This is a genomic window from Oerskovia sp. NPDC060338, from assembly GCF_042726295.1.
In the GTDB taxonomy this organism is placed as follows: Bacteria; Actinomycetota; Actinomycetes; order Actinomycetales; family Cellulomonadaceae; genus Oerskovia; species Oerskovia merdavium.
Genome location: NZ_JBHXCQ010000005.1, coordinates 38,436 through 65,262, shown reverse-complemented (window position 1 = coordinate 65,262; position 26,827 = coordinate 38,436). Strand labels below are relative to the sequence as shown.

Annotated in this window: 22 protein-coding genes; 11 read left to right on the top strand and 11 right to left on the bottom strand. The window is 71.6% G+C overall.

Features of this window, described 5'->3' with window-relative positions:
• Nucleotides 1-57 precede the first annotated feature (57 nt).
• The 5 genes from metH (at nucleotide 58) to ACFWGN_RS07655 (ending at nucleotide 7,204) form a co-directional block, all read left to right on the top strand.
• Nucleotides 58-3,621 (top strand): methionine synthase, encoded by a 3,564-nt coding sequence (metH, locus tag ACFWGN_RS07675; protein WP_377616375.1) that lies wholly within the window; start codon nucleotides 58-60, stop codon nucleotides 3,619-3,621.
• An 87-nt stretch (nucleotides 3,622-3,708) separates the two neighbouring features.
• The gene (locus tag ACFWGN_RS07670) at nucleotides 3,709-5,346 is read left to right on the top strand and encodes an FAD-binding protein (protein ID WP_377616374.1); all 1,638 of its coding nucleotides are present in this window, start codon (nucleotides 3,709-3,711) and stop codon (nucleotides 5,344-5,346) included.
• Between the two features lie 21 nt (nucleotides 5,347-5,367).
• Complete coding sequence (locus ACFWGN_RS07665; protein WP_377616373.1) at nucleotides 5,368-5,943, top strand: TetR/AcrR family transcriptional regulator; 576 nt, start codon at nucleotides 5,368-5,370, stop codon at nucleotides 5,941-5,943.
• 153 nt (nucleotides 5,944-6,096) lie between these two features.
• Nucleotides 6,097-6,750: a dihydrofolate reductase family protein gene (locus tag ACFWGN_RS07660; RefSeq protein ID WP_377616372.1), complete on the top strand. Its 654-nt coding sequence runs from the start codon at nucleotides 6,097-6,099 to the stop codon at nucleotides 6,748-6,750.
• A gap of 13 nt (nucleotides 6,751-6,763) precedes the next feature.
• Nucleotides 6,764-7,204, top strand: a complete 441-nt coding sequence (locus ACFWGN_RS07655; RefSeq protein ID WP_377616371.1) for a VOC family protein — start codon at nucleotides 6,764-6,766, stop codon at nucleotides 7,202-7,204.
• Nucleotides 7,205-7,312: 108 nt separating this feature from the next.
• On the opposite strand, the gene ACFWGN_RS07650 is transcribed toward ACFWGN_RS07655, so the two are convergent.
• From ACFWGN_RS07650 to ACFWGN_RS07640, 3 genes are read right to left on the bottom strand one after another with little or no spacing between them, the layout of a single operon-like run.
• On the bottom strand, nucleotides 7,313-7,888 hold the full coding sequence (locus ACFWGN_RS07650) for a DUF6580 family putative transport protein (RefSeq protein ID WP_377616369.1): 576 nt from the start codon (nucleotides 7,886-7,888) through the stop codon (nucleotides 7,313-7,315).
• Complete coding sequence (locus ACFWGN_RS07645; protein ID WP_377616368.1) at nucleotides 7,867-8,328, bottom strand: DUF4430 domain-containing protein; 462 nt, start codon at nucleotides 8,326-8,328, stop codon at nucleotides 7,867-7,869. The genes ACFWGN_RS07650 and ACFWGN_RS07645 overlap by 22 nt, the downstream gene beginning before the upstream one ends.
• A gap of 58 nt (nucleotides 8,329-8,386) precedes the next feature.
• Nucleotides 8,387-10,513, bottom strand: coding sequence for a type IIA DNA topoisomerase subunit B (locus ACFWGN_RS07640; RefSeq protein WP_377616367.1), 2,127 nt, complete (start codon nucleotides 10,511-10,513; stop codon nucleotides 8,387-8,389).
• A gap of 167 nt (nucleotides 10,514-10,680) precedes the next feature.
• On the opposite strand from ACFWGN_RS07640, the gene ACFWGN_RS07635 reads away from it, so the two are divergent.
• Entirely contained in the window at nucleotides 10,681-10,887 is a 207-nt protein-coding gene (locus ACFWGN_RS07635; RefSeq protein ID WP_056650208.1) for a hypothetical protein, read from the top strand.
• A gap of 157 nt (nucleotides 10,888-11,044) precedes the next feature.
• Here ACFWGN_RS07635 and ACFWGN_RS07630 read toward each other — a convergent pair whose 3' ends face one another.
• The 3 genes from ACFWGN_RS07630 to ACFWGN_RS07620 form a co-directional block, all read right to left on the bottom strand.
• Nucleotides 11,045-12,616: an RNA polymerase sigma factor gene (locus tag ACFWGN_RS07630; RefSeq protein ID WP_377616366.1), complete on the bottom strand. Its 1,572-nt coding sequence runs from the start codon at nucleotides 12,614-12,616 to the stop codon at nucleotides 11,045-11,047.
• A gap of 299 nt (nucleotides 12,617-12,915) precedes the next feature.
• The gene (locus ACFWGN_RS07625) at nucleotides 12,916-13,311 is read right to left on the bottom strand and encodes a universal stress protein (RefSeq protein ID WP_377616365.1); all 396 of its coding nucleotides are present in this window, start codon (nucleotides 13,309-13,311) and stop codon (nucleotides 12,916-12,918) included.
• Nucleotides 13,312-13,434: 123 nt separating this feature from the next.
• Nucleotides 13,435-14,589 carry a DUF4192 domain-containing protein gene (locus ACFWGN_RS07620; protein ID WP_377616364.1) on the bottom strand — a complete coding sequence of 385 codons (1,155 nt, stop codon included), beginning with the start codon at nucleotides 14,587-14,589 and terminating at the stop codon, nucleotides 13,435-13,437.
• 121 nt (nucleotides 14,590-14,710) lie between these two features.
• On the opposite strand from ACFWGN_RS07620, the gene ACFWGN_RS07615 reads away from it, so the two are divergent.
• Both ACFWGN_RS07615 and ACFWGN_RS07610 read left to right on the top strand, forming a co-directional pair.
• A complete protein-coding gene (locus tag ACFWGN_RS07615; protein WP_377616363.1) occupies nucleotides 14,711-15,283 on the top strand; it encodes a hypothetical protein in 573 nt (190 codons plus the stop codon).
• A 14-nt stretch (nucleotides 15,284-15,297) separates the two neighbouring features.
• On the top strand, nucleotides 15,298-16,419 hold the full coding sequence (locus tag ACFWGN_RS07610) for a polyprenyl synthetase family protein (protein ID WP_377616361.1): 1,122 nt from the start codon (nucleotides 15,298-15,300) through the stop codon (nucleotides 16,417-16,419).
• A gap of 52 nt (nucleotides 16,420-16,471) precedes the next feature.
• Here ACFWGN_RS07610 and ACFWGN_RS07605 read toward each other — a convergent pair whose 3' ends face one another.
• Nucleotides 16,472-16,891 (bottom strand): Rv2175c family DNA-binding protein, encoded by a 420-nt coding sequence (locus tag ACFWGN_RS07605; RefSeq protein WP_191803300.1) that lies wholly within the window; start codon nucleotides 16,889-16,891, stop codon nucleotides 16,472-16,474.
• Between the two features lie 128 nt (nucleotides 16,892-17,019).
• Here ACFWGN_RS07605 and pknB point away from each other — a divergent pair, with 128 nt between their 5' ends.
• On the top strand, nucleotides 17,020-19,134 hold the full coding sequence (gene pknB / locus ACFWGN_RS07600) for a Stk1 family PASTA domain-containing Ser/Thr kinase (protein WP_377616360.1): 2,115 nt from the start codon (nucleotides 17,020-17,022) through the stop codon (nucleotides 19,132-19,134).
• A gap of 268 nt (nucleotides 19,135-19,402) precedes the next feature.
• Here pknB and ACFWGN_RS07595 read toward each other — a convergent pair whose 3' ends face one another.
• From ACFWGN_RS07595 to ACFWGN_RS07585, 3 genes are all read right to left on the bottom strand, one after another.
• The gene (locus ACFWGN_RS07595) at nucleotides 19,403-20,755 is read right to left on the bottom strand and encodes a class II 3-deoxy-7-phosphoheptulonate synthase (RefSeq protein WP_191803296.1); all 1,353 of its coding nucleotides are present in this window, start codon (nucleotides 20,753-20,755) and stop codon (nucleotides 19,403-19,405) included.
• 7 nt (nucleotides 20,756-20,762) lie between these two features.
• The gene (locus tag ACFWGN_RS07590) at nucleotides 20,763-22,001 is read right to left on the bottom strand and encodes a pyrophosphate--fructose-6-phosphate 1-phosphotransferase (RefSeq protein WP_056650236.1); all 1,239 of its coding nucleotides are present in this window, start codon (nucleotides 21,999-22,001) and stop codon (nucleotides 20,763-20,765) included.
• 88 nt (nucleotides 22,002-22,089) lie between these two features.
• Nucleotides 22,090-22,866, bottom strand: a complete 777-nt coding sequence (locus tag ACFWGN_RS07585) for a lysophospholipid acyltransferase family protein (protein WP_377616359.1) — start codon at nucleotides 22,864-22,866, stop codon at nucleotides 22,090-22,092.
• 75 nt (nucleotides 22,867-22,941) lie between these two features.
• Here ACFWGN_RS07585 and ACFWGN_RS07580 point away from each other — a divergent pair, with 75 nt between their 5' ends.
• Nucleotides 22,942-23,511, top strand: coding sequence for a hypothetical protein (locus tag ACFWGN_RS07580; protein ID WP_377616357.1), 570 nt, complete (start codon nucleotides 22,942-22,944; stop codon nucleotides 23,509-23,511).
• A gap of 221 nt (nucleotides 23,512-23,732) precedes the next feature.
• Here the strand turns inward: ACFWGN_RS07580 and ACFWGN_RS07575 are convergent, their stop codons facing one another.
• On the bottom strand, nucleotides 23,733-24,680 hold the full coding sequence (locus tag ACFWGN_RS07575) for an ROK family glucokinase (RefSeq protein ID WP_191803288.1): 948 nt from the start codon (nucleotides 24,678-24,680) through the stop codon (nucleotides 23,733-23,735).
• Between the two features lie 263 nt (nucleotides 24,681-24,943).
• Here ACFWGN_RS07575 and ACFWGN_RS07570 point away from each other — a divergent pair, with 263 nt between their 5' ends.
• A complete protein-coding gene (locus tag ACFWGN_RS07570; protein WP_377616355.1) occupies nucleotides 24,944-26,755 on the top strand; it encodes an AMP-dependent synthetase/ligase in 1,812 nt (603 codons plus the stop codon).
• Nucleotides 26,756-26,827: the final 72 nt, after the last annotated feature.

Below are 26,827 nucleotides of genomic sequence, written 5' to 3'. Positions count from 1 at the left end.
ATCCTGTTTTCCGGACGCCCGGGTCCCCGCACGCGGCCCGGCGTTACAGTTCGCCTCATGCCCCACGACGTCGCCAACGCCAGATCCGCCGCCTTCGCCGAGGCCCTGCGCACCCGCGTGGTCGTCGCCGACGGCGCCATGGGGACCATGATCCAGGAGCAGGACCCGAGCCTCGAGGACTACCAGCAGCTCGAGGGCTGCAACGAGATCCTCAACGTCTCGCGCCCCGACATCATCGCCGCCGTCCACGACGCCTACCTCGAGGTCGGCGTCGACTGCGTCGAGACCAACACGTTCGGCGCCAACTGGTCCAACCTGTCGGACTACGACATCGAGGACCGCATCCGCGAGCTCGCCGCGGCCGGGGCACGCATCGCGCGCGAGCGCGCGGACGCGTTCTCGACCCCCGAGCATCCGCGCTGGGTGCTGGGCTCGATGGGCCCCGGGACCAAGCTGCCGAGCCTGGGGCACACGACGTACGCGAACCTGCGCGACACGTTCGCCGAGCAGGCCGCGGGCCTGCTCCAGGGCGGGGTCGACGCGATCCTCGTCGAGACGAGCCAGGACCTGCTCCAGGCCAAGGCCGCGGTCAACGGCTCGCGCGCCGCGATGGCTGCGGAGGGGCGGTCGGTGCCGGTCATCGTGCAGGTCACGGTCGAGACCACGGGCACCATGCTCATGGGCTCAGAGATCGGCGCGGCGCTGACCACGCTCCAGTCGCTCGGCGTGGACGCGATCGGCCTGAACTGCGCCACGGGGCCCGCCGAGATGAGCGAGCACCTGCGCCACCTGTCCAAGCACGCCGAGATCCCCGTGACGTGCATGCCCAACGCGGGCCTGCCCGTGCTGGGCAAGAACGGCGCCTCCTACCCGCTCACGCCGAGCGAGCTCGCGGCCGCGCACGCCCAGTTCGTCACCGAGTTCGGCCTGGGCCTCGTGGGCGGGTGCTGCGGCACCACGCCCGAGCACCTGCGCCAGGTCGTCGAGGCCGTCCGCGCCCGACCCGTGACCCCGCGGGACCCTGCCCGCGAGATCGGTGTCGCGAGCCTGTACTCGCACGTCGACTTCGACCAGGACGCCTCGTTCCTCGCGATCGGCGAGCGGACCAACGCCAACGGGTCCAAGGCGTTCCGCGAGGCCATGCTCGCCGAGAACTGGGACGAGTGCGTCGCGATCGCGCGCGCCCAGACGCGCGACGGCGCGCACCTGCTGGACGTGTGCATCGACTACGTGGGGCGCGACGGCGTCGCGGACGCCCGCGCGGTCGTCTCGCGGCTCGCGAGCGCCTCGACGCTGCCGCTCGTGATCGACTCGACCGAGCCGCCCGTGATCCAGGCGGGCCTCGAGCTCATCGGCGGGCGCGCGGTCGTGAACTCGGTGAACTTCGAGGACGGCGACGGCCCGACCTCGCGCTACGCGCGGATCATGCCGCTCGTCAAGGAGCACGGCGCCGCGGTCATCGCACTGACGATCGACGAGGACGGCCAGGCCCGCACGGCCGACGCGAAGGTGGCCATCGCGAGCCGCCTGATCGACGACCTCGTGGGCACCTGGGGCATGCGCATCGAGGACATCGTCGTCGACACCCTGACGTTCCCCATCGCGACCGGGCAGGAGGAGACGCGCCGCGACGCGATCGAGACCATCGAGGCCATCCGCGCGCTCAAGGCCGCCTACCCGGGCGTGCACACCACGCTCGGTGTCTCCAACGTGTCGTTCGGGCTCAACCCCGCCGCGCGCGTCGTCCTCAACTCGGTGTTCCTGCACGAGGCCGTCGAGGCCGGGCTCGACTCCGCGATCGTGCACGCGGCCAAGATCCTGCCGCTCGCGAAGATCCCCGACGAGCAGCGCCAGGCCGCGCTCGACCTCGTGTGGGACCGCCGCGAGTTCGACGCCGAGGGGAACATGACGGTCGACCCCCTGGCCCGGCTGCTCGACCTGTTCGCCGGCGTCGACTCGGCGTCGCTCAAGGACGCCCGCGCGGCCGAGATGGCGGCCCTGCCACTGGGCGAGCGCCTCGAGCGGCGCATCGTCGACGGCGAGCTCAAGGGGCTCGACACCGACCTGCAGGCTGCGCTCGACGAGGGCTGGAAGGCCCTCGACATCGTCAACGACCACCTGCTCGAGGGCATGAAGGTCGTGGGCGAGCTGTTCGGCAAGGGCGAGATGCAGCTCCCGTTCGTGCTGCAGTCGGCCGAGGCCATGAAGACCGCCGTGGCCTACCTCGAGCCGCACATGGAGAAGTCCGAGGACGCGAGCGGGCGATCCAAGGGCACCATCGTGATCGGCACCGTGCGTGGCGACGTGCACGACATCGGCAAGAACCTGGTCGACATCATCCTGACCAACAACGGCTACACCGTGGTCAACATCGGCATCAAGCAGCCCATCGCCGCGATGATCGAGGCCGCCGAGGCCCACGATGCCGACGTGATCGGCATGAGCGGGCTGCTCGTGAAGTCGACCGTCGTCATGAAGGAGAACCTCGAGGAGCTCAACGCCCGCGGGTACGCGCAGCGCTGGCCCGTCCTGCTGGGCGGCGCTGCCCTGACGCGCACGTACGTCGAGGACGACCTGGCCGACGTCTACCAGGGCGAGGTCCGCTACGCGCGCGACGCGTTCGAGGGCCTGCGACTCATGGAACCGCTCGTCCGCGTGGCGCGGGGAGAGGCGCGCGACGCCGTCGGGCTGCCTCCTCTCAAGAAGCGCCGGCACGCGACCGTGACCGTGACGCAGACGCCCGAGGAGGACCTGCCCGCCCGCTCGGACGTCGCGGCCGACAACCTGGTCCCCGACCCGCCCTTCTGGGGCACGCGCATCGTCAAGGGCATCCAGCTCGCCGACTACGCGGCGTTCCTGGACGAGCGCGCGACGTTCATGGGCCAGTGGGGGCTCAAGCCGGGGCGCTCCGACGACGGAGCCTCCTACGAGGAGCTCGTCGAGACCGAGGGGCGCCCGCGCCTCAACGCGTGGCTCGAGCAGGTCCGCACCGACGGGATCGTCGACCCGTCGGTGATCTACGGGTACTTCCCGGTGTGGTCGGAGGGCAACGACGTGGTCGTCGGGCACCACGACGGGCCCGACGGCGGCTCGGGCGGTCCCGTGGGGACCGAGCGGCTGCGCTTCACGTTCCCCCGGCAACGGCGCGACCGTCACCTGTGCCTCGCGGACTTCGTCAAGCCCCGCTCGTGGGTCGAGGAGACCGGACGCTACGACGTCCTGCCCGTCCAGCTCGTGACCATGGGCGACACCGTCGACGTGCACACGGCCAAGCTCTTCGCCGCGAACAAGTACCGCGAGTACATGGAGCTGCACGGCCTGTCCGTGCAGCTCACCGAGGCGCTCGCCGAGATGTGGCACTCGCGCGTGCGCTCCGAGCTCGGGTTCGCGGACGAGGAGCCCTCGGACGTCCAAGGGATGTTCGACCTCAAGTACCGCGGGGCGAGGTTCTCGCTGGGATACCCCGCGTGCCCCGACATGGAGGACCGGCGCAAGGTCGTCGAGCTGCTGCGGCCCGAGCGGGCGGGTGTGGTGCTCTCGGACGAGCTGCAGCTGCACCCGGAGCAGTCGACGGACGCGTTCGTGTTCCACCACGCAGAGGCGAAGTACTTCAGCGTGTGATCCCCACGTGAGTCACGAGCATGGTGCTGGGCGGGGAGCTGTGCCAGACTGAACCGGACAGAGTTGTCCGGTTGGAGGAGGCTAACGGTGCGCAGTTTCGATCACACCTACGACGTCGTCGTCGTCGGCACAGGAGGTGCGGGGCTCACGACCGCGCTGGGCGCCGTCGATGAAGGGCTCAGCGTCCTGCTGCTGGAGAGCACCGACAGGTGGGGCGGCAACACCGCGATGTCGGGCGGCGGCATGTGGCTTCCGAACAACCCGCTCATGCAGCGCGCCAGTGCCGGCGATTCGCGCGAGGAGGCGCTCGAGTACATGGAGGCCACGATCGGCGACGTCGGTCGTGCCACGGCGCGCGAGCGCAAGGAGGCGTACGTCGACGGCGTCGACGACTTCGTCCTCACGGCCGAGAAGCACGGCGTCGTCTTCGCCCGCGCCACCGACTACCCGGACTACTACCCAGAGCTGCCGGGCGGCAAGATCGGCCGGGCGATCGAGCCCAAGCCGTTCGACGTACGGAAGATCGGCGACCTGGCGAAGTCGCTGCGCATCCTCATGCCGTTGCCGATGATGACAGACGACGTGTGGCAGATCGTGCGCGCCTGGTCGACCCTCGACGGCTTCGGGCGTGGCGCTCGAGTCGTCTTCCGGGTGCTCGGGGGCGTCGTCACCGGCAAGAAGCTCACCGGCATCGGCGCGGGCCTCACGGCACGGCTCGGGCATGCCGTGCTCGTCGGGGGCAAGGCGCCCCTGTGGCTGGAGTCACCTCTGGAGGAGCTGATCCTCGAGGGCGACCGCGTCGTCGGCGTCCAGGTCCGCAAGGACGGCAGGGCAGTGACGATCGGCGCGAACCGCGGGGTCATGCTCGCGGCCGGGGGCTTCGACCAGAACAAGGCCAAGCGCCTGGAGCTCCAGGGCATCGAGGGCTCACCGTCGGGCAGCCCAGGTGCCCTCGGCGTTCCGATCGACCTCGCGCAACAGGCCGGTGCCGCCGTCGAGCTGATGGAGGACGCCTGGTGGGGTGCGTCGATCGCAGGCCCGGAGGGATCCGGTCCGTCCTTCCTGGTCGGTGAGCGGTCGCTGCCCTACTCGCTCATCGTCGACGCCCGAGGAGCCCGGTTCGCCAACGAGGCCGAGTCCTACGTAGATCTCGGCCATCACATGCTCGAGCACGACAAGGAGGGCGACTACCGGTTCATCCTCGACGCCCGCCACCGCCACCGCTACCTGCGCTCCTTCGCGCTGGACCCGAGGCTCACCAAGGCGATGAGGTCCGAGGGAATCGAGGTGAAGGCGGACACCCTCGAGGAGCTCGCCGAGAAGCTCGACCTCGACAAGGCGACCTTCCGGGCCACGGTGGAGCGACTCAACGGGTTCGCTCGCACCGGTCGCGACCAGGACTTCGGCAAGGGCGACTCGGCCTACGACCGCTACTACGGTGACCCGACCGTGCGACCGAACCCGTGCCTGGGGACCATCGAGAAGGGCCCCTTCGTCGCCTACAAGATCGTCATCGGCGACCTCGGCACCAAGGGCGGAGTGGTGACCGACGCCGACTCCCGCGCACTGCGTCACGACGGCTCCGTGATCGAGGGCCTGTACTCCGCCGGCAACAACTCCGCCTCCGTGATGGGACACACCTATCCGGGTCCGGGGTCGACGATCGGTCCGGCTGCCGTGTTCGGTCTGCGCGCCGCCCGCCACATGGCCCGCACGAGAGGATGACACAGGTCTAGGCTCCCCAGCATGCCCACTACCGACACGCCGCCCGGCCGAGCCGCGAACCTCGGCCCGGCCGCGGCGGCGCGCAATCGCACCGCACTCCTCACGGCGGCTCGAGCGGTCTTCGCCGAGAGCGGGATCGACGCCCCGCTCGCGGCGATCGCCAAGCGGGCCGGCGTCGGGCAAGGCAGCCTCTACCGGCACTTTCCCGACCGGGTCGCCCTCGCCGTGGCCGTCTTCGAGGACAACGTGGCCGAGCTCGAGCTGCTGGCTGCCGACCCGCGCTCGACGCTCCGGGACCTGCTCACGAAGATCACGCAGCAGATCGTGGACTCGACCGCGTTCGTCGACCTCGTCCGCGCCGCGAACACCGACGACCGCGTCGCCTCGCTCGCAGCCCGCGTCGAGGCCGTCATCGACGCGCGGGTCCGGAACGGCCAGGCGGACGGAACTGTCCCGGGAGATCGCACAGCATCGGACCTGATGCTCTCGGTGACGATGGTCTCCGCAGCCGTCTCGGCCGACGCGCCCGTGGCCACGCTCCGACTCCTCGCACTGCGCGCCTGGCGGCTGCTCGGGGTGGACCTGACCGCGCGTTGACCCCGCCGACGCCCCCGCGACAGCTCGCCAGCCGCGTCGCAGCTCCAGGGTCACGAGGACGGCCACATGTCGAACGGCTCGCCGCGGACGATGAGTTCCACCCCGCTGCCCGGTCTACACCATGCCCCTGCCACCGACCCACCGGAGCACATCATGGGATCGATCGAGATCGAGCTGTTCACGACCCTGGACCTCGTCGGGCAGGCGCCCGGCGGGCCCGACGAGGACCCGATCGGGTTCCCGTTCGGCGGCTGGCAGGCTCCCCTGCTGGACGACGTCGCCGGTGAGCAGGTCGCTGCCGCGTACGAGGGCACCGACGCCCTCCTGCTCGGGCGCCGCACCTACGACATCTTCGCCGCGTTCTGGCCCCACCAGGAGGGTGGCCAGGACGACGACTTCGCCGCGCTGTTCAACCGCATCCCCAAGTACGTCGCTTCGCGCGGCACACCCGACCTCTCCTGGGCCGGGTCCACGCAGCTCGGCCCCGACCTCGCCGCCGCGGTGCGTGAGGTCCGCGACCGGCACGAGCACGTCAAGGTCGTCGGCAGCCTCGGCCTGGTGCAGACGCTGCTGCGCGAGAAGCTGTTCGACCGCCTCGACCTCTGGATCCACCCGATCGTCCTCGGCGTCGGGAAGCAGGTGTTCGACGGCGGCGCCGTCCCCACCAACCTGACTCTGCTCGAGCCGCCCGCGGCGAGCCCTGCAGGCACGGTCATGCTGCGTTACGGTCTTGCCGACGGCACGCCCGCGACGGGCGACATGGCCGCCGCCGACCGCGGCGTCGGCGCCGCCGACCAGAACCACTGAGACGGGACGACGCATGGCGATCCAGCGGCTGGACAACATCGGCATCGTCGTCGCCGACCTCGACGCGGCGGTCGCGTTCTTCGTCGAGCTCGGGATGGAGCTCGAGGGCAGGGCGCCCATCGAGGGTGCCTGGGCGGGGAGCGTCGTCGGGCTCGACGGGATGCGGTCCGAGATCGCGATGCTGCGCGTGCCCGACGGGCCCGGACGGCTCGAGCTGTCCGCCTACCGCTCGCCCGACGCGGTCGACATCGGCCTGGGTGCGGCGCCGTCGAACACCCTGGGCCTGCACCGCGTGATGTTCGCGGTCGACGACATCGACGACACCGTCGCCCGGCTCGGCACGCACGGCGCCACGCTCGTCGGCGAGATCGTCCGGTACGAGGACGCCTACCGGCTCTGCTACCTCCGCGGGCCGGAGGGGATCATCGTCGCCCTGGCCGAGGAGCTGGGCTGACGAGGGCTCGGCCCCGGAGACCGCGAGGTAGAACGTCCTGCGCGAGGTAGTACCCACCGGGTTCTATCTCGCGCAGGACGTTCTACCTCGGCGAAAGACGAAGCGACCTCACGCCGCCTGCGGCACCGCCACGACTCCCCGCGAGCGCTCGAGCCGCTCCACGAGCAGCGTGCCCGCGGCCACGACCGGCAGGAGCACGAGGTTCCCGACCAGCATGGTCCGCAGGAACGGCAGCCCCGCGACGTAGCTCGCCACGAGCCCGTCGAGCCCGGCGGGGTACCAGACCCCGCGCCCCTGGAACCAGACGCCGAAGTTGGTCCAGAAGAAGAACCACAGCGACCCGCCGAGGCCCAGCCCGGCGGCTGCACCCACACGCCCCCATCCCGACGTGCTGCGCGTCAGCAGTGCTGCAAGGCCCACGACGAGCCAGGCGCTCCACGTGAACAGCGCGATCGACGTGTTGCCCAGCACGAGGTCGGAGACCACTGCGATGACGAGCGGTGCCAGGAACGCGAGGCGGTGCCGGACGAGGACCGCGGCGACGAACGCCGCCGAGGTCACGAGCTCGAGGTTCGGCGGGGCGCCGATCTCCTCGCGCACGAGGCGGAACACGATCGCGATGGCGACGAACGCCACCGCGATCGCGGGCCGCCACCAGCGGGTCAGTAGGTCTCGAGCTTCCACGTGATCTCGTCTCCCGTCTCCGTCACGAGCGACCCGGCGCCGACCTGGGCCATCTCACCGTTCACGTACAGGGCCCAGAACTCCTTGGCGGAGTCCTGCGCCTCGCGGCCGTCGATCCCGGTGACGAACGCGTTCTCGCCCTCGCCCTGGACCACGGCGGTGGGGTCGGCCGCGACGAGCAGCTCGAGCGCCGTCTTCCCCGCGACGCCCTCGTAGGTGAGCTCGACGTCGTCCGCCGAGTCGTCAGCGGCGTCGCCGGACGCGTCGTCCGCCGGCTCGGACGAGGCGTCGTCGGCAGCGACCGTCGAGGAGGCCGTGGTGTCGGCCGCGGGCGTGTCCTCGCCCTGGGCGCAGCCGGCCAGGAGGCCGACCGCGAGCAGGAGGGACGTCAGGGCGGTCAGCGAGCGCGCCGGGGTGGCACGAAGAGTCTGGGGGTTCACACCTGGCAGTCTACGAACGCCCGCCCCGCAGCGAGGCGGGCGCCCAGCAGACGGGACGTCAGGCGTCGATGCGCGCCCTGTCCAGCCCTGCGGCCCCCGCGATGATGAAGTCCTTGCGCGGTGCGACGTCCGAGCCCATGAGGAGCTCGAACACGCGCTCTGCGGACTCGGCGTGCTCGGCCGTGACGCGACGCAGCGTGCGGTGGCGCGGGTCCATGGTGGTCTCCGCGAGCTGGTCGGCGTCCATCTCCCCGAGGCCCTTGTAGCGCTGGATGTCGTCCTTGTAGCGCTTGCCGGACCGGTCGAGCTTCTTGAGAACGTCCCGCAACTCGGCCTCGGAGTACGTGTAGATGTACTCGTTCTTGCGCGAGCCCGCGCCGATGACCTCGACGCGGTGCAGCGGCGGCACGGCCGCGTAGACGCGGCCCGCGTCCACGAGGGGCCGCATGTACCGGAAGAAGAGCGTGAGCAGCAGCGTACGGATGTGCGCGCCGTCCACGTCGGCGTCCGTCATGAGCACGACCTTGCCGTAGCGCGCGCCCTCGAGGTCGAACGAGCGCCCTGAGCCCGCGCCGATGACCTGGATGATCGCGGCGCACTCGGCGTTGCGGAGCATGTCCGTGACCGAGGCCTTCTGGACGTTGAGGATCTTCCCGCGGATGGGCAGGAGCGCCTGGAAGTCGGAGCTGCGGGCGAGCTTGGCCGTGCCGAGGGCCGAGTCGCCCTCGACGATGAAGAGCTCGCTGCGCTCGACGTCGTCGCTGCGGCAGTCCGCGAGCTTGGACGGCAGCGACGAGGTCTCGAGCGCGTTCTTGCGGCGCGAGATCTCCTTCTGCTTGCGCGCGGTGATGCGGGCGCGCATCTCGGCGACGACCTTGTCGAGCAGCAGCGAGGCCTGCGTCTTCTCGTCGCGCTTGGTCGAGGTCAGCATGGCGCCGAGCTGCTGCTCGACGACGCGCGCAACGATCGCGCGGACGGGAGCGGTGCCGAGCACCTCCTTGGTCTGCCCCTCGAACTGCGGCTCGGCGAGCCGGACCGTGAGCACGGCCGTGAGGCCAGCGAGGACGTCGTCCTTCTCGATGCGCTCCGAGGCGTCCTTGGTCGACACCTTGAGGCGGCGCGCGTTGGTCTCGACGCCCTTGCGCAGGATCTTGAGCAGCCCGGCCTCGAAGCCCGCGAGGTGCGAGCCGCCCTTGGGCGTCGAGATGATGTTGACGAAGGTCCGCAGCTCGGTGTCGTAGCCCGTGCCCCAGCGCAGCGCCACGTCGACCTCACAGTCGCGCGTGACCTCCTGCGGGGTCAGGTGGCCCCGCTCGTCGAGGACCGGGACGGTCTCCTTGAACGTGCCCGAACCCGTCAGGTGCCACGTCGCGGTGACGGCGGGGTCCGGGGCGAGGAAGTCGACGAAGTCGATCGTGCCGCCCGAGTGCTGGAAGCTCTCCTCGACCGGGCCGTCGGCGCCGGGCGTGCCCGGCAGCCCGCGCTCGTCGCGCAGCGTGATCTTGAGGCCCGGGACGAGGAAGGTCGTCTGACGCGCGCGGGTCACGAGCTCGTCGTAGGAGAAGACCGCGGTCTTGGGGAACACCTGGCGGTCCGCCCAGTAGCGCACGCGCGTCCCGGTCTTCCCGCGGGGCGCCTTGCCCACGACGGCCAGCTCGGAGCGCTCGACGAAGGGCGTGAACGTCGCGTCGGGGTCAGGTCCGGACGCCGGGTCGGCGAACACACCGGGCTCGCCGCGGTGGAACGTCATGCGGTACGTCTTGGAGCCGCGGTCCACCTCGACGTCGAGGCGCGAGGACAGAGCGTTGACGACCGAGGCGCCCACCCCGTGCAGGCCGCCCGAAGCCGTGTACGAGCCGCCGCCGAACTTTCCGCCCGCGTGCAGCTTGGTGAAGACGACCTCGACTCCGCTGAGCCCCGTCTTGGGCTCGATGTCCACGGGGATGCCGCGGCCGTTGTCCTTGACCGTCACCGAGGTGTCGGCGTGCAGCACGACCTCGATCGCGTCGCAGTTGCCCGCGAGAGCCTCGTCGACCGAGTTGTCGATGATCTCCCAGAGGCAGTGCATGAGACCGCGCGAGTCGGTGGACCCGATGTACATGCCGGGTCGCTTGCGGACGGCCTCGAGTCCTTCGAGGACGGAGAGGTGCCGTGCGGTGTAGCTGGACTCAGAGGTGGTCGTCACGAAGGGAAAGCCTAGACGCTGCCACCCACAGGTCCTCGCCGCCGGGCCGTGACGCGTCGCACTCGGTCGCGGCGTCCACCGTATTCCCGAGAAGCCGCGGCTACGCGGGTAGCGAACCCGGGCCATTTCGGTACGAGGAAAGGGTCCGGGGATGATTACATGGTCACGTGACTGCTACGACGACTGAACCGCTGACCGTGGCCGACCGTTGCGACCGTTGCGGCGCCCAGGCGTACGTGCGCGTGACCATGCCGAGTGGGGAGCTGCTCTTCTGCGCCCACCACGCCCGCGCGCACGCTGCCGCCTACGCAGACATCGCGACGCACGTCCAGGACGAGACCGACCGCCTGCTCGCGGAGCACGGCGCTCGCTGAGACCCCTCGCGTGCGCTCGACGCACGCAGGCACCCTGAACCCCGACCGGTGAGCACCACCGGCCGGGGTTCTTTCTGTCCGGACCCGGCGACCGACGTACGAGAGGCCCGCACCCCCCGAAGGGGTGCGGGCCTCTCGGCGCTGCTGGTCGGACCGGTCAGTCCAGGTAGTCGCGCAAGACCTGCGAGCGGCTCGGGTGACGCAGCTTCGACATGGTCTTGGACTCGATCTGACGGATGCGCTCACGCGTCACGCCGTAGACCTTGCCGATCTCGTCGAGCGTCTTGGGCTGCCCGTCGCTCAGGCCGAAGCGCATGGAGACGACGCCCGCCTCGCGCTCGGAGAGGGTGTCGAGAACCTGGTGGAGCTGCTCCTGGAGCAGCGTGAAGCTCACGGCGTCCGCGGGGACCACGGCCTCCGAGTCCTCGATGAGGTCACCGAACTCGCTGTCACCGTCCTCGCCGAGCGGCGTGTGCAGCGAGATGGGCTCGCGGCCGTACTTCTGGACCTCGACGACCTTCTCGGGGGTCATGTCGAGCTCCTTGGCGAGCTCCTCCGGGGTGGGCTCGCGGCCCAGGTCCTGGAGCATCTGGCGCTGCACGCGGGCCAGCTTGTTGATGACCTCGACCATGTGCACCGGGATACGGATGGTGCGGGCCTGGTCGGCCATGGCGCGCGTGATGGCCTGACGGATCCACCACGTCGCGTAGGTCGAGAACTTGTAGCCCTTGGTGTAGTCGAACTTCTCGACCGCACGGATCAGACCGAGGTTGCCCTCCTGGATCAGGTCCAGGAACAGCATGCCGCGGCCCGTGTAGCGCTTGGCGAGCGAGACGACCAGACGCAGGTTGGCCTCGAGCAGGTGGTTCTTGGCGCGACGACCGTCGCCCGAGATCCACTCGAGCTCACGGCGCAGCTTGGGCTCGAACGTGTCGCCCGAGCTCAGGCGCTCCTCGGCGAACAGGCCGGCCTCGATGCGCTTGGCGAGCTCGACCTCCTGCTCGGCGTTCAGCAGCGCGACCTTGCCGATCTGCTTGAGGTAGTCCTTGACCGGGTCCGCCGTGGCACCCGCGGTCACGACCTGCTGGGCCGGTGCGTCGTCGTCGTCCGCGTCGGAGTAGACGAAGCCTCGCGACTCGTCCGCCTCCTCGGCGGGCTTGGCGGCGGTCGCGGGGGTCTCCGCGTCGTCGTCGGTCTCGACGAGGTCCTCGACCACGACCTCGTCGGAGTCCTCGTCGTCCTTGGCGCCGCGCTTGCGGCGCGTGGTGGCGGCTGCCTTGGGGGCAGCTGTCTTGGCCGTCGTGGCACGCTTGCGCGCCGCGGGTGCCTTGGCGGCGGGCGCTGCGGCCTCGTCGGTCGCGGCGTCCGTGGACCCGGCCTCGGCAGCGGCGGTGGCTGCGGCGGTGCGCGTCGTCGTGACGGCACCTGCCCGCGGGGTCGCGGCCTTCTTGGTGGCGGGCTTGACGGCCCGCGACGTGGTGGTGGAGCGCGAGGAGGTGGCGGCGGCGACCTTGGTCGCGACGGGGATCTCGACCTCGACACCGGCACCGGCCAGTGCACGCAGCACGGCCTTCAGACGCTTGGGGTCGCCGATCGTCGCGCTCTCGCAGGCGTTGCGAAAGCTCTCGGCGTCGACCCGGCCGTTCTCACTGCCCTTGCGCAGCAGTTCCTGCAACGCGGGGTGTTCGAACTCGTGCGGGAGAGCGGGGTTCTGGGAAGAGGGCGCCACAAACCGACCTTTCGGCAATCACTGGAGGGGCGTGCCCGGGAGATCGGAGGACTCTCGGATCATGTGCGGACACCTATATTGTACCGGCCGAACCGTCGTCGGGCGCCGGTGAAGCGTGTTCCGACGCGGGTGAGTTGCCGCCTACAGGCCTGCACACGTCCACTCCGCTGCTGTCGTCCCCTGGTCAACGCGCCGGGACCGCGGAAGATTCCCCCGGACGATGGTCCTGGTCACACCCTCCGGCCCGCGCGCGTCGAGCGGCCGCGCGGGCGACACGACGCGGACCCTGCGAGCCCTCGTCAGGGTCGGTGCGGCTTGACCGCGAGCACCGGGCACGGGGCGTCCAGGAGGATGCGCTGGGCGTTGGACCCGAGGATGAGCTTGCCGACCGGGCTCCGTCGACGCAGACCGATCACGATCAGGCCGGCACCGTGGGTCTCCGCGGTCGACACCAGGTCCTCGGCGACCTCGCCCGTGCCGGTCACGACCTGGTGCGGGATCCCTGCCTCGTCGAGGGGCGCCGTGATCCGGGCGATGTCCGCGAGCCGCTCGTCGGCCTGCTCGGGGAGCGAGCGGCCGTCCTTGTCGCTCACGACGACCAGGAGCTCGCTCCGACGGCTGATCGCCTCGTCGACGGCGGTGCCGAGAGCCTCGCGACCCTCGGGGGTGGACAGGTAGCCGACGACGACCGTCATGGGAATCCTCCGTCATGGTCATGCCTGCCGGCATGCCTGCTGGCGCGCGCAGGACGGGGCTTCCCGGGCTGCGGACCGGGACCACCCCGGCAGGTGCGACGGTACCGGAACGCCCGCCGATCCTCACCTCGCGACGTCCGCCTCGGCGCGGGCCCAGCCCGGTGCGAGCCCCGCCTCGAGCGCGCTCCTGACGAGCAGCGCGAGCCGGTACGCGGGGTCTGCGCCGAGCGCCCTCTCGAGACGGTCCGCGGCCAGCCCGCCGTCTCCCTCCCACCAGGCCAGGAGCGCAAGGAGCGTGAGGGCGGGCGCCTGCCTGCCCTGGCGGCCGGCGCCCACGACTTCTTCGAGGACCGTGCGCGCGCTCCGCACGAGGTCCGGGTCGGGCGGCAGCCCGACCGCGGGGTCGACCATCGCCGCGATGACCGAGGCGGTCCCCGCCTCGACCCGCGGTCCCGGGACGGCGGTCGCGGTGAGGCGGGCGACGTCCTCCGTGCCCGCGGTGAACGAGAGCAGGACGGCGTCCCTGACCGGGATGCTCTCGAGCGCCGCCTCGAGGCGTCCCAGGAGAGCGGGCGGCAGCGCTACCTCGCCCCCACGCTCGCGTCGGTCGACGGTCGCGACGGCGGCCTGCCATGCGTCGAGGCCCGCGGCCCGCCAGCGGGCCGTGGCGTCCCCGCCGACCGCGAGCGCCTTCTCGCGTTCGGCGCGCCAGCGCGCGGAGGCCCGGACGGCCCGACGGCGCAGCGCGGGCTCGAGCACCGCGATCGCGAGGGAATCGGCCCGGGAGGGCGCGACGGCGGCCCCCGCGAGGACCATGTGCGCGCCGACCTGGGTGGACTCGAGATCGGTGAGAGGCCTGCCCGCCGCGGGGCAGCACGCCTCGTCGAGGCAGTCGAGCGACGAGTAGCCCTGTGCGCCCACGACCCACACCTCCAGGTCGCCCAGGAAGTCCTCGGCAGCATCCCGGCAGTGCTCGACCGCGGCGCGCTCACGAGCGGCCGAGGCGCCGCCCGTCCGCAGGTCCGCGTCGGTGTACACGACGAGCACCGCGCGCCGTGCGCCGTCGGCGCACAGGTGCGAGACGAGCGTGCGGGCGACCTGCGGGCCGTGCTCGAGGTCGGCGAGGTCTCCCAGGTCCACGCGCGCGACCAGCCCCACCCGGCCGCGCGGGGTGCGCAGGCTGATCAGGACCGCGCTGTCGTCGGGGCGGTACCCGAGCCGGAAGGGGACGTAGGCGAGGAGCTCGCGGGGCCCGCGGGCCCGGATCGTGGTCGTCATGCGGCTCATCCCACCGCGCGACCAGCGCCTCGTGGCGATCCCTGGCGAAGCTGTGGACGGCGTTCCGTGCCCACGGGGGCTGTGGTCGAGCCACGTGCCGCGCAATGACTACGGTGTGGGGGTGCGTCGTCCATCTGACTCGATCGATCGCCCCCGGACCGCGCGGGCGACCGCTGTCGCGGCCTGCCTCGCGCTCGGCCTGCTCGCGGGCTGCTCGGCCCCCGCCGACCCCCCGACCGGACCCGACCGCGGGACGGGAGAGGCGCCGTCGGGCGATGCCTCGTCCCCAGCCCCCGAGGGGCTCTCCCCCGCTGCCGACATGCCCTCGTTCGACGAGAGCTCCGTGGCGGGAGCCCTGGTCGAGGGCTTCCCCGTCGACGTGGTTCCCGTCCCGCCCGAGGCGCAGGTCCTCGCGAGCTCGGCGGCCGACGTCGAGGGCCAGCCGCTGCGCCAGGTGACCCTCAACCTCTCGTCGCCCGCCTCGGTCCAGGAGGTCCTCGACTTCTACTCGCAGGCGATGGTGGCGGCGGGCTTCACAGCGGTCGCGGGCTCCTCGACGGGCGGGCTGAGCGGCCAGGCCGCGTTCAACCGGGCGACGCCCGAAGGCACGACCGAGACCCTGTTCGTGGGCGTCCTGGACACCGAGGACGCCCGCCTCGTGACGGTCAGCGGGCAGGTCGTCGCTCCCGCGTGACCTAGGCTGCGGTCATGCCTGCTGACGCCCCTGCGCCCGCCTCCCTGCCCGTCGACCGCGAGAACCTCCGCCCCGACGTCGACGCGGCCCTCAGCGCCTTCCTCGACTCCCAGCGGGCCCAGCTCGCCGCGATCGGCGAGGACGCCGCACCTCTCGCCCAGGCCACCGCCGACCTGCTCACGGGTGGCAAGCGCCTGCGGGCAGCCTTCTGCTACTGGTCCTGGCGCGCGCACGGTGGCCAGGTCGACGACGGGCGCCGACGTGCGGCCGTCCGGACGGGCGCGGCGCTCGAGCTCTTCCAGGCGGCCGCCCTGTTCCACGACGACGTCATGGACAACTCCGACACCCGGCGCGGCCGCCCCGCGGCGCACCGTGCGTTCGCGGCGCGGCACCGCGACGCGGCCTGGTCGGGCAGCGACGTCCAGTACGGCTCGTCGGCAGCGATCCTGCTCGGCGACCTGTGCCTCATCGGGAGCCAGGCGGAGATCCGTGGGGCTCTCGTCGGGATCCCCGAGGACGTCGCGCTGCGGACCCGGACGCTGTTCGACGACATGCAGACCGAGGTCACGGTCGGGCAGTACCTCGACGTGCTCGCACAGGCCGTGCCGTGGGGCGAGGACCTGGACGCCGACGAGGCCAGGGCACGCGCGGTGATCCGCTCGAAGTCGGCCCGGTACTCGGTCGAGCACCCGCTCGCGCTGGGGGCCGCCCTCGCGGGCGCGTCCCCCGACCGCCTCGCGGCGGTCCCCACCTACGGCCTGCCGATCGGCGAGGCGTTCCAGCTCCGCGACGACCTGCTGGGGGTGTTCGGCGACCCGTCGACGACGGGCAAGCCCGCCGGGGACGACCTGCGCGAGGGCAAGCGGACCGTCCTGGTCTCGCGTGCGCTGCGGACCGCGACGCCCGCCCAGCGCGACCTGCTGCTGGGTGCCCTGGGCGACCCCGGGCTGGACCTGGCCACGGTCGACACGCTGCGAGGCCTGCTGGTCGAGACCGGAGCGGTCGCCGCGGTCGAGGGACTCATCGACGAGCTGAGCGAGCAGGCCTTCGCGGCGCTCGACGCGGCCGACCTCGCGTCGCCGGGCGCAGAGGTGGTCGCCGAGCTCGCGCGCGCCGCGGTGCAGCGCACGGCCTGAGATTCGACACCCCGGCGCCGGACGCAGGACGTCCGGCGCCGGGGTCAGTGCGTCAGAGCAGCGCCTGGGCGACCCGTCGCACCTCGGCCTTGCGGCCGGCGAGCAGCGCCTCCATGGGCGTGGTCCCCAGCGCCTCGTCGGGGCTGAAGAGCCACTCGATGATCTCGGCGTCGGTGAAGCCGAAGTCGGTGAGGACCGCGACCGTGCCCTGCACGGACATGAGCACCACGTGGCGCCCGTCCTCGGGGTTCTCCGGGGCCGGCGCGACGTTGGCCGGGTTGGCACGGTGCGCCGGGACCACGAAGGCCGCGGGGATCTGGAACGAGGTGCGCTCACCGCGCTTGACGCCGACGACGCGACGGTCCTGGACGATGCTGCGGGCCTGCGTCACGGTCGTGCCGAGCACCTCGGCGAGTTGGGGAAGGGTCAGCCACTCGGGAACGAGCTGCTCGAGGTCAGTCACATCAGTCACGGCACCAGCGTACGTGGCTCCGGGACCGGCGCCCGCCCACCCGTCGCTCACGATCCGTCCTCACGACCCCCACCACCACCATGCGGCGCCTCACCGGTTCCACGTCCCGGGACGCCTAGACTTCCGACGTGGCAACTGTGACGACTGATCCGTTCGTCGGCCGCCTGGTCGACGGGCGGTACGAGGTCGTGTCCAAGATCGCCCGTGGCGGCATGGCCACGGTGTACCTGGCGCTGGACCGACGACTCGACCGCGAGGTCGCGCTCAAGGTCATGCACCCCCACCTGGCCGAGGGCTCGGACGGTGCGGAGTTCGTCTCGCGCTTCCGGCGCGAGGCGCGGGCCGCGGCGGGGCTGACCCACGCGGGCGTGGTCGCCGTCTACGACCAGGGGATCGACGGCGAGACCAGCTACCTGACCATGGAGTACGTGCCGGGCACGACGCTCCGCCACGTCCTGCAGGACGAGCACGCGCTGAGCGTGGGCCGCACCCTCGAGCTGCTCGAGGAGATCCTGGACGCCCTGGCCGCGGCCCACCGCAAGGGCCTGGTCCACCGCGACGTCAAGCCGGAGAACGTCCTGATCGACGCGTCGGGCCACGTCAAGGTCGCGGACTTCGGCCTCGCGCGTGCCGTGACCGAGGCCGCCTCGACCGCGACGAGCACCATCCTCGGCACGGTCGCCTACCTCGGCCCCGAGCTCATCACCTCGGGTCGCTGCGACGCACGGACGGACGTCTACGCCGTCGGCGTCATGGCGTACGAGATGCTCACGGGCCGCCTCCCCTACACGGGCGAGACCCCGCTGCAGGTCGCCTTCCAGCACGTCAACTCGGACGTGCCTGCGCCCTCCGACGTCGAACCGTGGCTCCCCGCCGAGCTCGACGTCCTCGTGTGCGCCCTCGCGGCTCGCACCCCCGACGACCGCCCGGTCGACGCCGCGGCCGCGCTGACCCTGGTGCGCCAGACCCGCGCCGCGCTCGACCCTGCGGTGTTCGGACGCCGGTCGGTCCCCGCGAGCAGCGGCCCGACCAGTTCGAACGCCAAGGGACCGGACTCGGGAGCGACCGCGGTGCTCGCCGGGGTCGCCGCGGCGGGTGCCTCGACGGCCGGCGCCTCCCGCACCGCCGGGGACCCGCAGACCGGCCGCCCGGGCTCCCCCTCGGCCGCCCAGCCCGACTCGACCCCCACGACCGTCCTCACGGGCATCGGCCCCGCGTCGACCGCTCACCTGGTCACGACCTCGGCCCAGGGTCAGGGCGTGCAGCACACGCTCGCGATGTCGCGCGGCGACCTGGCGGCCGACGGCCACGACGACGGCGTCCCCTCGCCCCGACGCCGCCGGCGACGCGCCGGCTGGTGGTGGTTCCTGGTCGTCCTGCTCCTCGCCGGAGCCGCGGTCGGCGCCTCGTGGTGGTTCCTCAGCGGCCCGGGCGCCTACACGGCTGTCCCCGGGAACCTCGTGGGCGCGACGCAGGCCGAGGCCGAGACGACGCTCCGGGCCGTCGACCTGCGCAGCACCGTCAAGGAGGCCTACGACGACAGCTTCCCGGCCGGCACCGTGATCTCGACCGATCCTCCTGCGGGCGGCAAGGTCCGCAAGGACGGTGCCGTGAACCTGCTGGTCTCGCTCGGGGTCAAGATGCTCGACGTCCCGACGGGCCTCGTCGGCACCAGCGCCGAGGCCGCGACCGCTGCGCTCGAGGACGCGGGCTTCGAGGTCGGCGACCCCGTCGGCGACTACAGCGACAACATGCCCGCGGGCGACGTGCTCGCCGTCTCCGTGCCCGAGGGCAGCTCGCAGCCCCACAGCACCGTCGTCCAGCTGACCGTCTCCCAGGGACCGGCTCCGGTCACGATCCCGCAGGTCGTGGGGCTCGAGAAAGACGCCGCCCTGACGGCTCTCACCGACCTCGGCCTCGACCCGAGCTCGACCGACGACTACTCCGAGACGGTCGCCGCAGGTCTGGTCATCAGCCAGACGCCCGAGAGCGGCAAAGAGGGGCACCGCGGCGACAAGGTCGCGCTCGTGATCTCGCTCGGCCCGCCGCTCGTCGAGATCCCCAGCACCTACGGGCGCAACGTCACCGAGGCCGAGAAGATGCTCAAGGACGCGGGGTTCGTGGTCGAGGTGCGCCACCCGCAGGGCATCAGCCCGCTCAACATCGTCTACGCCCAGTCGCCCGAGGGCGGGGCCGGGAAGACCGCGCCCAAGGGGTCGACGGTCGTCGTCAACGTCTTCTGACGCGCTCGGTCTTCTGACCTGATCGGCCACCTGGCGGTTCGCGAGACAGGGGGCTCACGTCGAGACAGAGGGCCGCACGCCCCTCTCTCGACGGTCCTCCTCCACCTCGCGGTCACCTCTGTCGCATCGGGCCCCTCGACCTCGCGCACGCCGCTCTCCCCCTGAGTACGACGCAGCCCGACGGCGGCGCACCCGCGGGTGCGCCGCCGTCGGGCTGCGTGGGGTCTTCCCGGGCCACAGGCCCGGCCGTGAGGCCGTGGCCGCAGGCTCAGCGGGCCTGGAGCATCTCCGCGACCTGGAAGGCCATCTCGAGCGACTGCTGGTGGTTCAGGCGCGGGTCCACGAGCGTCTCGTAGCGCAGGGCCAGGCCTGCGTCGTCGATCTCCTCGCTGCCGCCCAGCACCTCGGTGACGTCGTCGCCCGTGAGCTCGACGTGCAGGCCACCAGGCACCGTGCCGAGCGCGCGGTGGACCTCGAAGAAGCCACGGACCTCGTCCAGGACGTCCTCGAGGCGACGGGTCTTGTACCCGCTGTCCGAGGTGATGGTGTTCCCGTGCATGGGGTCCGTGACCCACGTGACGGGGGCGCCGGACTCGCGCACGGCCTCGACGAGCGCTGGCAGCGCGTCGCGGATCCGTCCCGCTCCCATGCGCGTGATGAACGTCAGGCGGCCCGGGATCGCGTCCGGGTTGAGCTTGTCGATCAGGCGCAGCGCGTCGTCGGGGGCCGTGGTCGGGCCGAGCTTGACGCCGATCGGGTTCGCCACGCGCGACAGGAAGTCGACGTGCGCGCCGTCGAGCTGGCGCGTGCGCTCACCGATCCACAGGAAGTGCCCCGAGGTGTCGTAGGCGTTGCCCGAGCGCGAGTCGATGCGCGTGAGCGACCGCTCGTAGTCGAGGATGAGCGCCTCGTGGCTCACGAAGAACTCCACGGTGCGCAGCGCGTCGAAGTCGACCCCGCACGCCTTCATGAAACGGATCGCGCGGTCGATCTCCGCGGCCGTGCTCTCGTAGCGCGCGTACGCGGGGTTGCGCATGAAACCGCGGTTCCACTCGTGCACCTGGCGCAGGTCCGCGAACCCGCCGCCCGTGAAGGCCCGGACCACGTTGAGCGTCGCCGACGAGATCCGGTACGCCTGCATGAGCCGCTCGGGGTCCGGGACGCGGTCCTCGGGCGTGAAGGCGTGCCCGTTGACCATGTCGCCGCGGTACGCGGGCAGCGTGACGCCCTCGCGCGTCTCGTCGTTCGAGCTGCGCGGCTTGGCGTACTGCCCCGCGAGCCGGCCCATCTTCACGATGGGCATGCTCGCGCCGTGCGTCAGGATCACGGCCATCTGCAGGATGGTGCGGACCTTGTTGCGGATGCGCAGGGCGTTCGCGTCCGCGAACGTCTCGGCGCAGTCACCGCCCTGCAGGAGGAAGGCCTCGCCCCGGCCCGCGGCGGCGAGCCGCGAGCGCAGGGTGTCGGCTTCCGAGGGGACCACGAGCGGCGCGGAGGCCGCGAGCCGCGCGGACACGTCCGCGAGGGCCGCGGCGTCGGGCCACGTGGGTTGCTGCTGCGCGACGAGGGAACGGAACGCGTCCAGCCCCTGGGTGATCTCCGCGCCGGTCGTGGTCGCCATCAGCGGATCAGTGCGCCGTCGGGGCGGCGGGGACGAGCGGCTGGCCGATCTCGCCCAGCAGGTCGCCGAACCACGGCTGCGAGACGTCGAACGCCTTGCCGCCCGCGATGCGCGGGAACTCGATCGCGCGCAGGCGGTCGCCGTTCTCCTCGTCGTGACCGATCACGCCCGACTCGCCCTTGAACGCGCAGTCGACGGCGAGGTCCGTCATGGACTTGATGAGGCGCAGGTCCTCGGCGTTCGCGGCCGCGGCGCGCGAGTAGTAGCCCGACTTCTGGACCATGGTCTTCTCGGCGCCGAGCTTCTCCGCGAACTGCTTGGCGAACCAGGCACCCGGGTTGATCGTGTCGAGCTTGACGTGGCCGAAGGGGTCGCGCTCGACCGTCTCGCCCGACGCCTCGAGCTGCGCGACGATCTCGTTCATGCCCGCGCCCTCGGACAGGAAGATGTTGACGTTGCCGACCTCGTCCATGACGGTGCGCAGGCGCGCTGCCTCGGCCTCGATGTCGAGCGCGAGCTCGGGGACGAACACCGCGTGGATGTCCCACCGCTCCTTGGTCAGGCCGATGCCCGGGACCCACTCCTGCGTGTCGAGCCACTTGCGGTACTCGGCGGCCGAGGCGGCGGTCAGCCAGCCGCAGTGACGCCCCATGACCTCGTGCACGATCAGCATGCGCGGGCCCGAGCGGTGCTCGCCGATGATGTTGCGCGCGAAGCCCGCAGCCTCCTCGGCGGCGGTCCATGCGCCGAGCGACTGACGGATCGGGATCACGTCGTTGTCGATCGTCTTGGGCAGGCCCACGACCGTCAGCTCGTAGTCGTTCTCGTGCAGGTAGGCCGCGAGGTCCGCCGCGGTCGTGTTGGTGTCGTCGCCACCGATGGTGTGCAGGACGTCGACGCCGTCGGCCTTGAGCTGCTCCGCGGCGACCTGCAGCGGGTCCTGGCCCTCCTGGACCAGACCGCGCTTGACGCAGTCCTTCGCGTTCGTGAGCTTGACGCGCGAGTTGCCGATCGGCGAGCCGCCGAAGCGGTGCAGGATGCCCGCGTTCTTGCGGGTCTCCTCGTCGACGACGATCTTGTTGCCGGTCAGCAGGCCGTGGTAGCCGTGCTGGTAGGCGATGATCTCGACCTCGGGGGCGAGCTCGGTGTAGCGCTCGATCAGACCGCCCACGGCGGAGGACAGGCACGGGGCGAAACCACCGGCCGTCAGGAGAGCGACGCGACGAACCTGCCGACGATCAGACATAGCAAAGGAGCCTCTCGTTGAAGGATGCCGCCGTGCCTGCGTCGATCGACGCCGGGGATCCCCCGGGGCAGCGGGACGGCCTGCTCCCTCAGTCTACTGACGGCGCGGGGTCCTCCTGCGGCGGTTCCGGAACCTGGACGTCCGGGACCGGCCTTCCGCCCGGGGCCACGGGCGAGGCGGGAGGTGTGGTAGCGGCGGGTCCGGCCGCGAGGCGCGCCTTGGCCGTCGCGGCGTAGATGTCCACGTACTCCTGGCCCGAGAGGCTCATGATCGCGTACATGATCTCGTCCGCGACGGCGCGCAGGATGAAGCGGTCGTTCTCCATGCCCTTGTAGCGGCTGAAGTCGAGCGGCTCGCCGATCACGATCCCGATCCGCATGGGCTTGGGGATGACCTTGCCGATGGGCTGGGCGATGTTGGTGCCGATCATCGCGACGGGGACCACGGGCGCACCGGACTCGAGAGCGAGGCGGGCCACGCCGGTCTTGCCGCGGTAGAGGCGCCCGTCGGGGCTGCGCGTGCCCTCGGGGTAGATGCCGAACAGCTCGCCGTCACCCAGGACCCGCAGTCCCGTGGTGAGCGCGGCCTCGCTGGCCTTGCCGCCCGCACGGTCGACGGGGATGGTGCCCACGCCGCGCATGAACCCGGCCGTCAGGCGCCCTTTGATTCCCTTGCCCGTGAAGTAGTCGGACTTGCCGAGGAACTGGACCTTGCGGTTCAGCACGAGGGGCAGGATGAAGGAGTCGATGACCGCGAGGTGGTTGCTCGCGAGGATCGCTCCGCCCTCGTCGGGGACGTTGTCGACGCCGCGCGTCCACGGACGGTACAGCAGCCGGAGCAGGGGGCCGACCAACACCTGCTTCATGAACCAGTAGAACAACGTTCCTCCTTGGAGCACCCCGCGAACACGGGCTGCGGTTCCGACTCTAGAGTGAACCCCATGGCCGCACCGAATGCAGGACCGCAGGACGAGAACGACGGGAAGGACGACGCGATCGAGCCGACCGACGACCAGCCGACCACGCCGCAGGACGACCTCCCCGACGTCGAGGCCCGCTGGGCCGACATCGTGGCCGACCTCTCGGACGTCTCGGCCGCTGCGGAGTCGGCCGTCGCGGAGGCGGGACCCGGCCCGTCCGCGCCCGACGCCCGCCCCTCGGCGCCCCGCGACCTGCACGAGACCTTCCCGGTCGCGCCCTGGGTGCAGGGGCCAGGCCCCCGGGACTGGCCGACCACGCCCGAGGTCGAGGACCTCGAGGAGGCCGAGAGCCACTTCACTCCCCCGGACCCGGACATCGGCATGGGCCGGGACCCGCTGCTGACCATGGCCTGGGGCCTGGTCGCGGGCATCCCGATCCTGCTGCTCGTCGGGATGGTCGTGCTCCGGCCGTTCCCGACGATCGCGGCCCAGGTCGCAGGCGGCCTGTTCCTGGTCGGGCTCGCGGTGCTCGTGTGGCGCATGCCCCACCGACGCGAGGACGACCACGCGGGGCCGGGCGCCGTCGTCTGACGGTCGCCGTCCGGTGCCCGTCCTGGGGCGTCCGGGCGGCACCGTGGGACGGCTTCCCGTGCCCGACGGCGCCACGCCCCTCGGCGTGCGTCGCGCCCCGGGCGGGACGTCGGACCGCGCAGCAGGACGGCCCGCGACCTCGTGCGGAGGTCGCGGGCCGTCCCGTCGACGCAGGCCGTGCCGGCCACCGCCTCGGTGACCCGTGACGCCGACGACCTCGACTAGCTGCGGGCGAGGTCCGCCGCGCCGACGATGCCGGCCTCGTTGCCCTGCTGGGCGAGGTCGATCTGCGCCTCGGGACGGTGCCCGCGCGCCGAGAGCTGGTCCGCGAACGCCTTGCGGACGGGCTGGAGCAGCAGGTCGCCGGCAGCACCGACACCGCCACCGATCACGATCAGCTCGGGGTCGAGCAGCGCCGTGACCGAGGCAGCCCCCTCACCGATCCACCGGCCGAGCGTCGCGAGCAGCTCGATCGCGAGTTCGTCGCCGTCCTGCGCGGCCTGCGTGATCTGCGGGCCGTTGAGCTTGGAGGCGTCGCCGCCCGCGAGCTCGAGCAGCGCCGTCGCACGGTCCGGCTGCGCGATGAGTGCGGCCTGGCCGTCGCGCACGAGCGCGCTGCCCGACGCGTACTGCTCCCAGCAGCCCTCGTGGCCGCACCCGCAGTAGTGACCGCCGGGCACGACGCGCATGTGCCCGACCTCCGCCGCCACGCCCCAGCGACCGCGCACGAGCTTGCGGTCGACGATGATCGCGCCGCCCAGCCCCGTGCCGACCGTGAGCATGAGCATGTCCGAGGCGTCGCGGCCCGCGCCGAACTGGAACTCGGCCCAGCCTGCCGCGTTGGCGTCGTTCTCGACGACGATCTTGACGTCGTCGTCGCCGATCAGCGCGCGGACCTTGGCGGCCAGCGGGTACTCGCGCCAGGCGATGTTGGGGGCGAAGAGGACCGAGGTGCGGTCGGGGCTCACGAAGCCGGCTGCGGCCAGGCCCATGGCCTCGACCTCGAACTCCTTGGACAGCTCGGCGTACACGTCCGCGACCGCTGCGTCGATGCTCGCGACGTCGTCGGGCTCGGTGTCGCGACGCGTCTGCGCAAGGATCTTGCCGTTCTCGTCGACCACACCTGCGGCGATCTTCGTTCCGCCGATGTCGACTCCGATGGCATGCATGTCAGGTCCTCACTCACGTAGCGGTCTGGAACTCACAGGATGGGAACGCCCGCCGGTAACGGTTGTGCACCGCCTCGGCATCGGTTCTGCGTACGTCCGTCGGCTCCGATCGTCGGTCGCTCCCGGTGTTCGCCCAGGTACGGCCTGAAATCTTGCGCAACAGCGCACAGCACCATGAAGAGTACCGACTCGGAGGCGGTCAACGACACTTCGGTCCTGTGGGTAGTGTTCTCACACCGTCGACTTCTGCCACTGGAGCCAGCATGGACGAGTTCAGCGCACCGCGCATCATCGATGTCGATCCCCTCGACAACCTCAACGACCTCTTCGCCAGCCGTGTCGCGGCCGGGCCCGACCAGCCGATGGTCGAGGTCAAGAGCGGGCCGGGCGCCCCCTGGAAGACACTGACCGCACGCGAGGTCGACGCCGACGTCGTCTCGGTCGCCAAGGGCCTCGTGGCCCTGGGCATCCAGCCCGGCGAGCACGTGGGCATCATGTCCCGCACCCGCTACGAGTGGACCCTGCTCGACTGGGCCACCTGGGCTGCGGGCGCGGTCCCCGTGCCCCTGTACGAGACCTCGAGCGCCGAGCAGGTCCAGTGGATCCTCTCGGACGCCGGGGTCAGGCTGCTCGTGGTCGAGTCCCCCGCGCACGCCGCCACGGTCGAGGAGGTCCGGGCACAGGCGCCCGAGCTCGGCCAGGTGTTCGTGATCGACGACGGTGGGATCGCCGCGCTCAAGGAGGCCGGCAAGGACGTCAGCGACGACGAGATCGCCCGCCGCCGCGGCCTCGCGAACCTCGCGGACGTCGCGACGATCATCTACACCTCGGGCACCACGGGACGTCCCAAGGGCGCCGAGCTCACGCACGAGAACTTCTACTCGCTGACCGTCAACGCCGTGAAGGCGCTGCCCGAGGTCTTCGCCGAGGCGAATGGTCGCACGCTCCTGTTCATGCCCCTGGCGCACGTGTTCGCGCGCTTCATCGGCGTGCTCGTCGTGGCGGGCGGGACGGTCCTGGGGCACACCCCGGACACCAAGACGCTCCTCGAGGACCTGGGTGAGTTCAAGCCGACCTACATCCTCTCGGTCCCCCGCGTCTTCGAGAAGGTCTACAACTCCTCGGAGCAGAAGGCCGCCGCGGGAGGCAAGGTCAAGATCTTCCACTGGGCCGCCGCGACCGCGATCGCCTACTCCCGCGCCCTGGACGACCCCAAGGGCCCGGGCATCGGCCTCAAGCTCCAGCACAAGGTCGCCGACGCGCTCGTCTACAAGAAGCTGCGTGCCGCGCTCGGCGGGCAGACCAAGTGGGCCGTCTCGGGCGGCGCCCCGCTCGGAGAGCGGCTCGGGCACTTCTACCGCGGCATCGGCGTGCGCATCCTCGAGGGCTACGGCCTGACCGAGACGACCGCACCGACGTCGGTCAACCGGCCGACCGCGACCAAGATCGGGACCGTGGGGCCTCAGCTCCCGGGCTGCGGCGCCAGGATCGCCGAGGACGGCGAGATCCTGCTCAAGGGCCACCACGTGTTCCGCGGGTACCACAACAACCCGCAGGCCACGCAGGACGCGTTCGTCGACGGCTGGTTCCGCACGGGCGACCTGGGCTCTCTCGACGAGGACGGGTTCCTGCGCATCACGGGCCGCAAGAAGGAGATCATCGTGACCGCGGGCGGCAAGAACGTCGCCCCTGCCGTGCTCGAGGACCGCATCCGCGCGCACGCCCTGGTCAGCCAGTGCGTCGTGGTCGGGGACGGGCAGCCGTTCATCGGCGCGCTCATGACGATCGACCCCGAGGGCCTGCCCGGCTGGCTCGCGATGCACGGTAAGGAGCCCATGAGCATCGACGCCGCGGCTCTCGACGTCGACGTCCTCGCGGCCCTCGACGCCGCGGTCGACCGCGCCAACAAGGCCGTCTCGCGTGCCGAGTCGATCCGCAAGTTCACGATCCTGACGACGGACTTCACGGTCGAGAACGGCTACCTGACGCCGTCGCTCAAGGTCAAGCGCAACGTCGTCCTCCAGGACTTCTCGATCGAGATCGACGCGATCTACGCGGGTGCTGCCGCCCGCTGATCCTCACGGAGACACCCGCCCCTCACGACGGCCGGTCCCCCGAGCGGGGGCCGGCCGTCGTGCGCTGTCCGC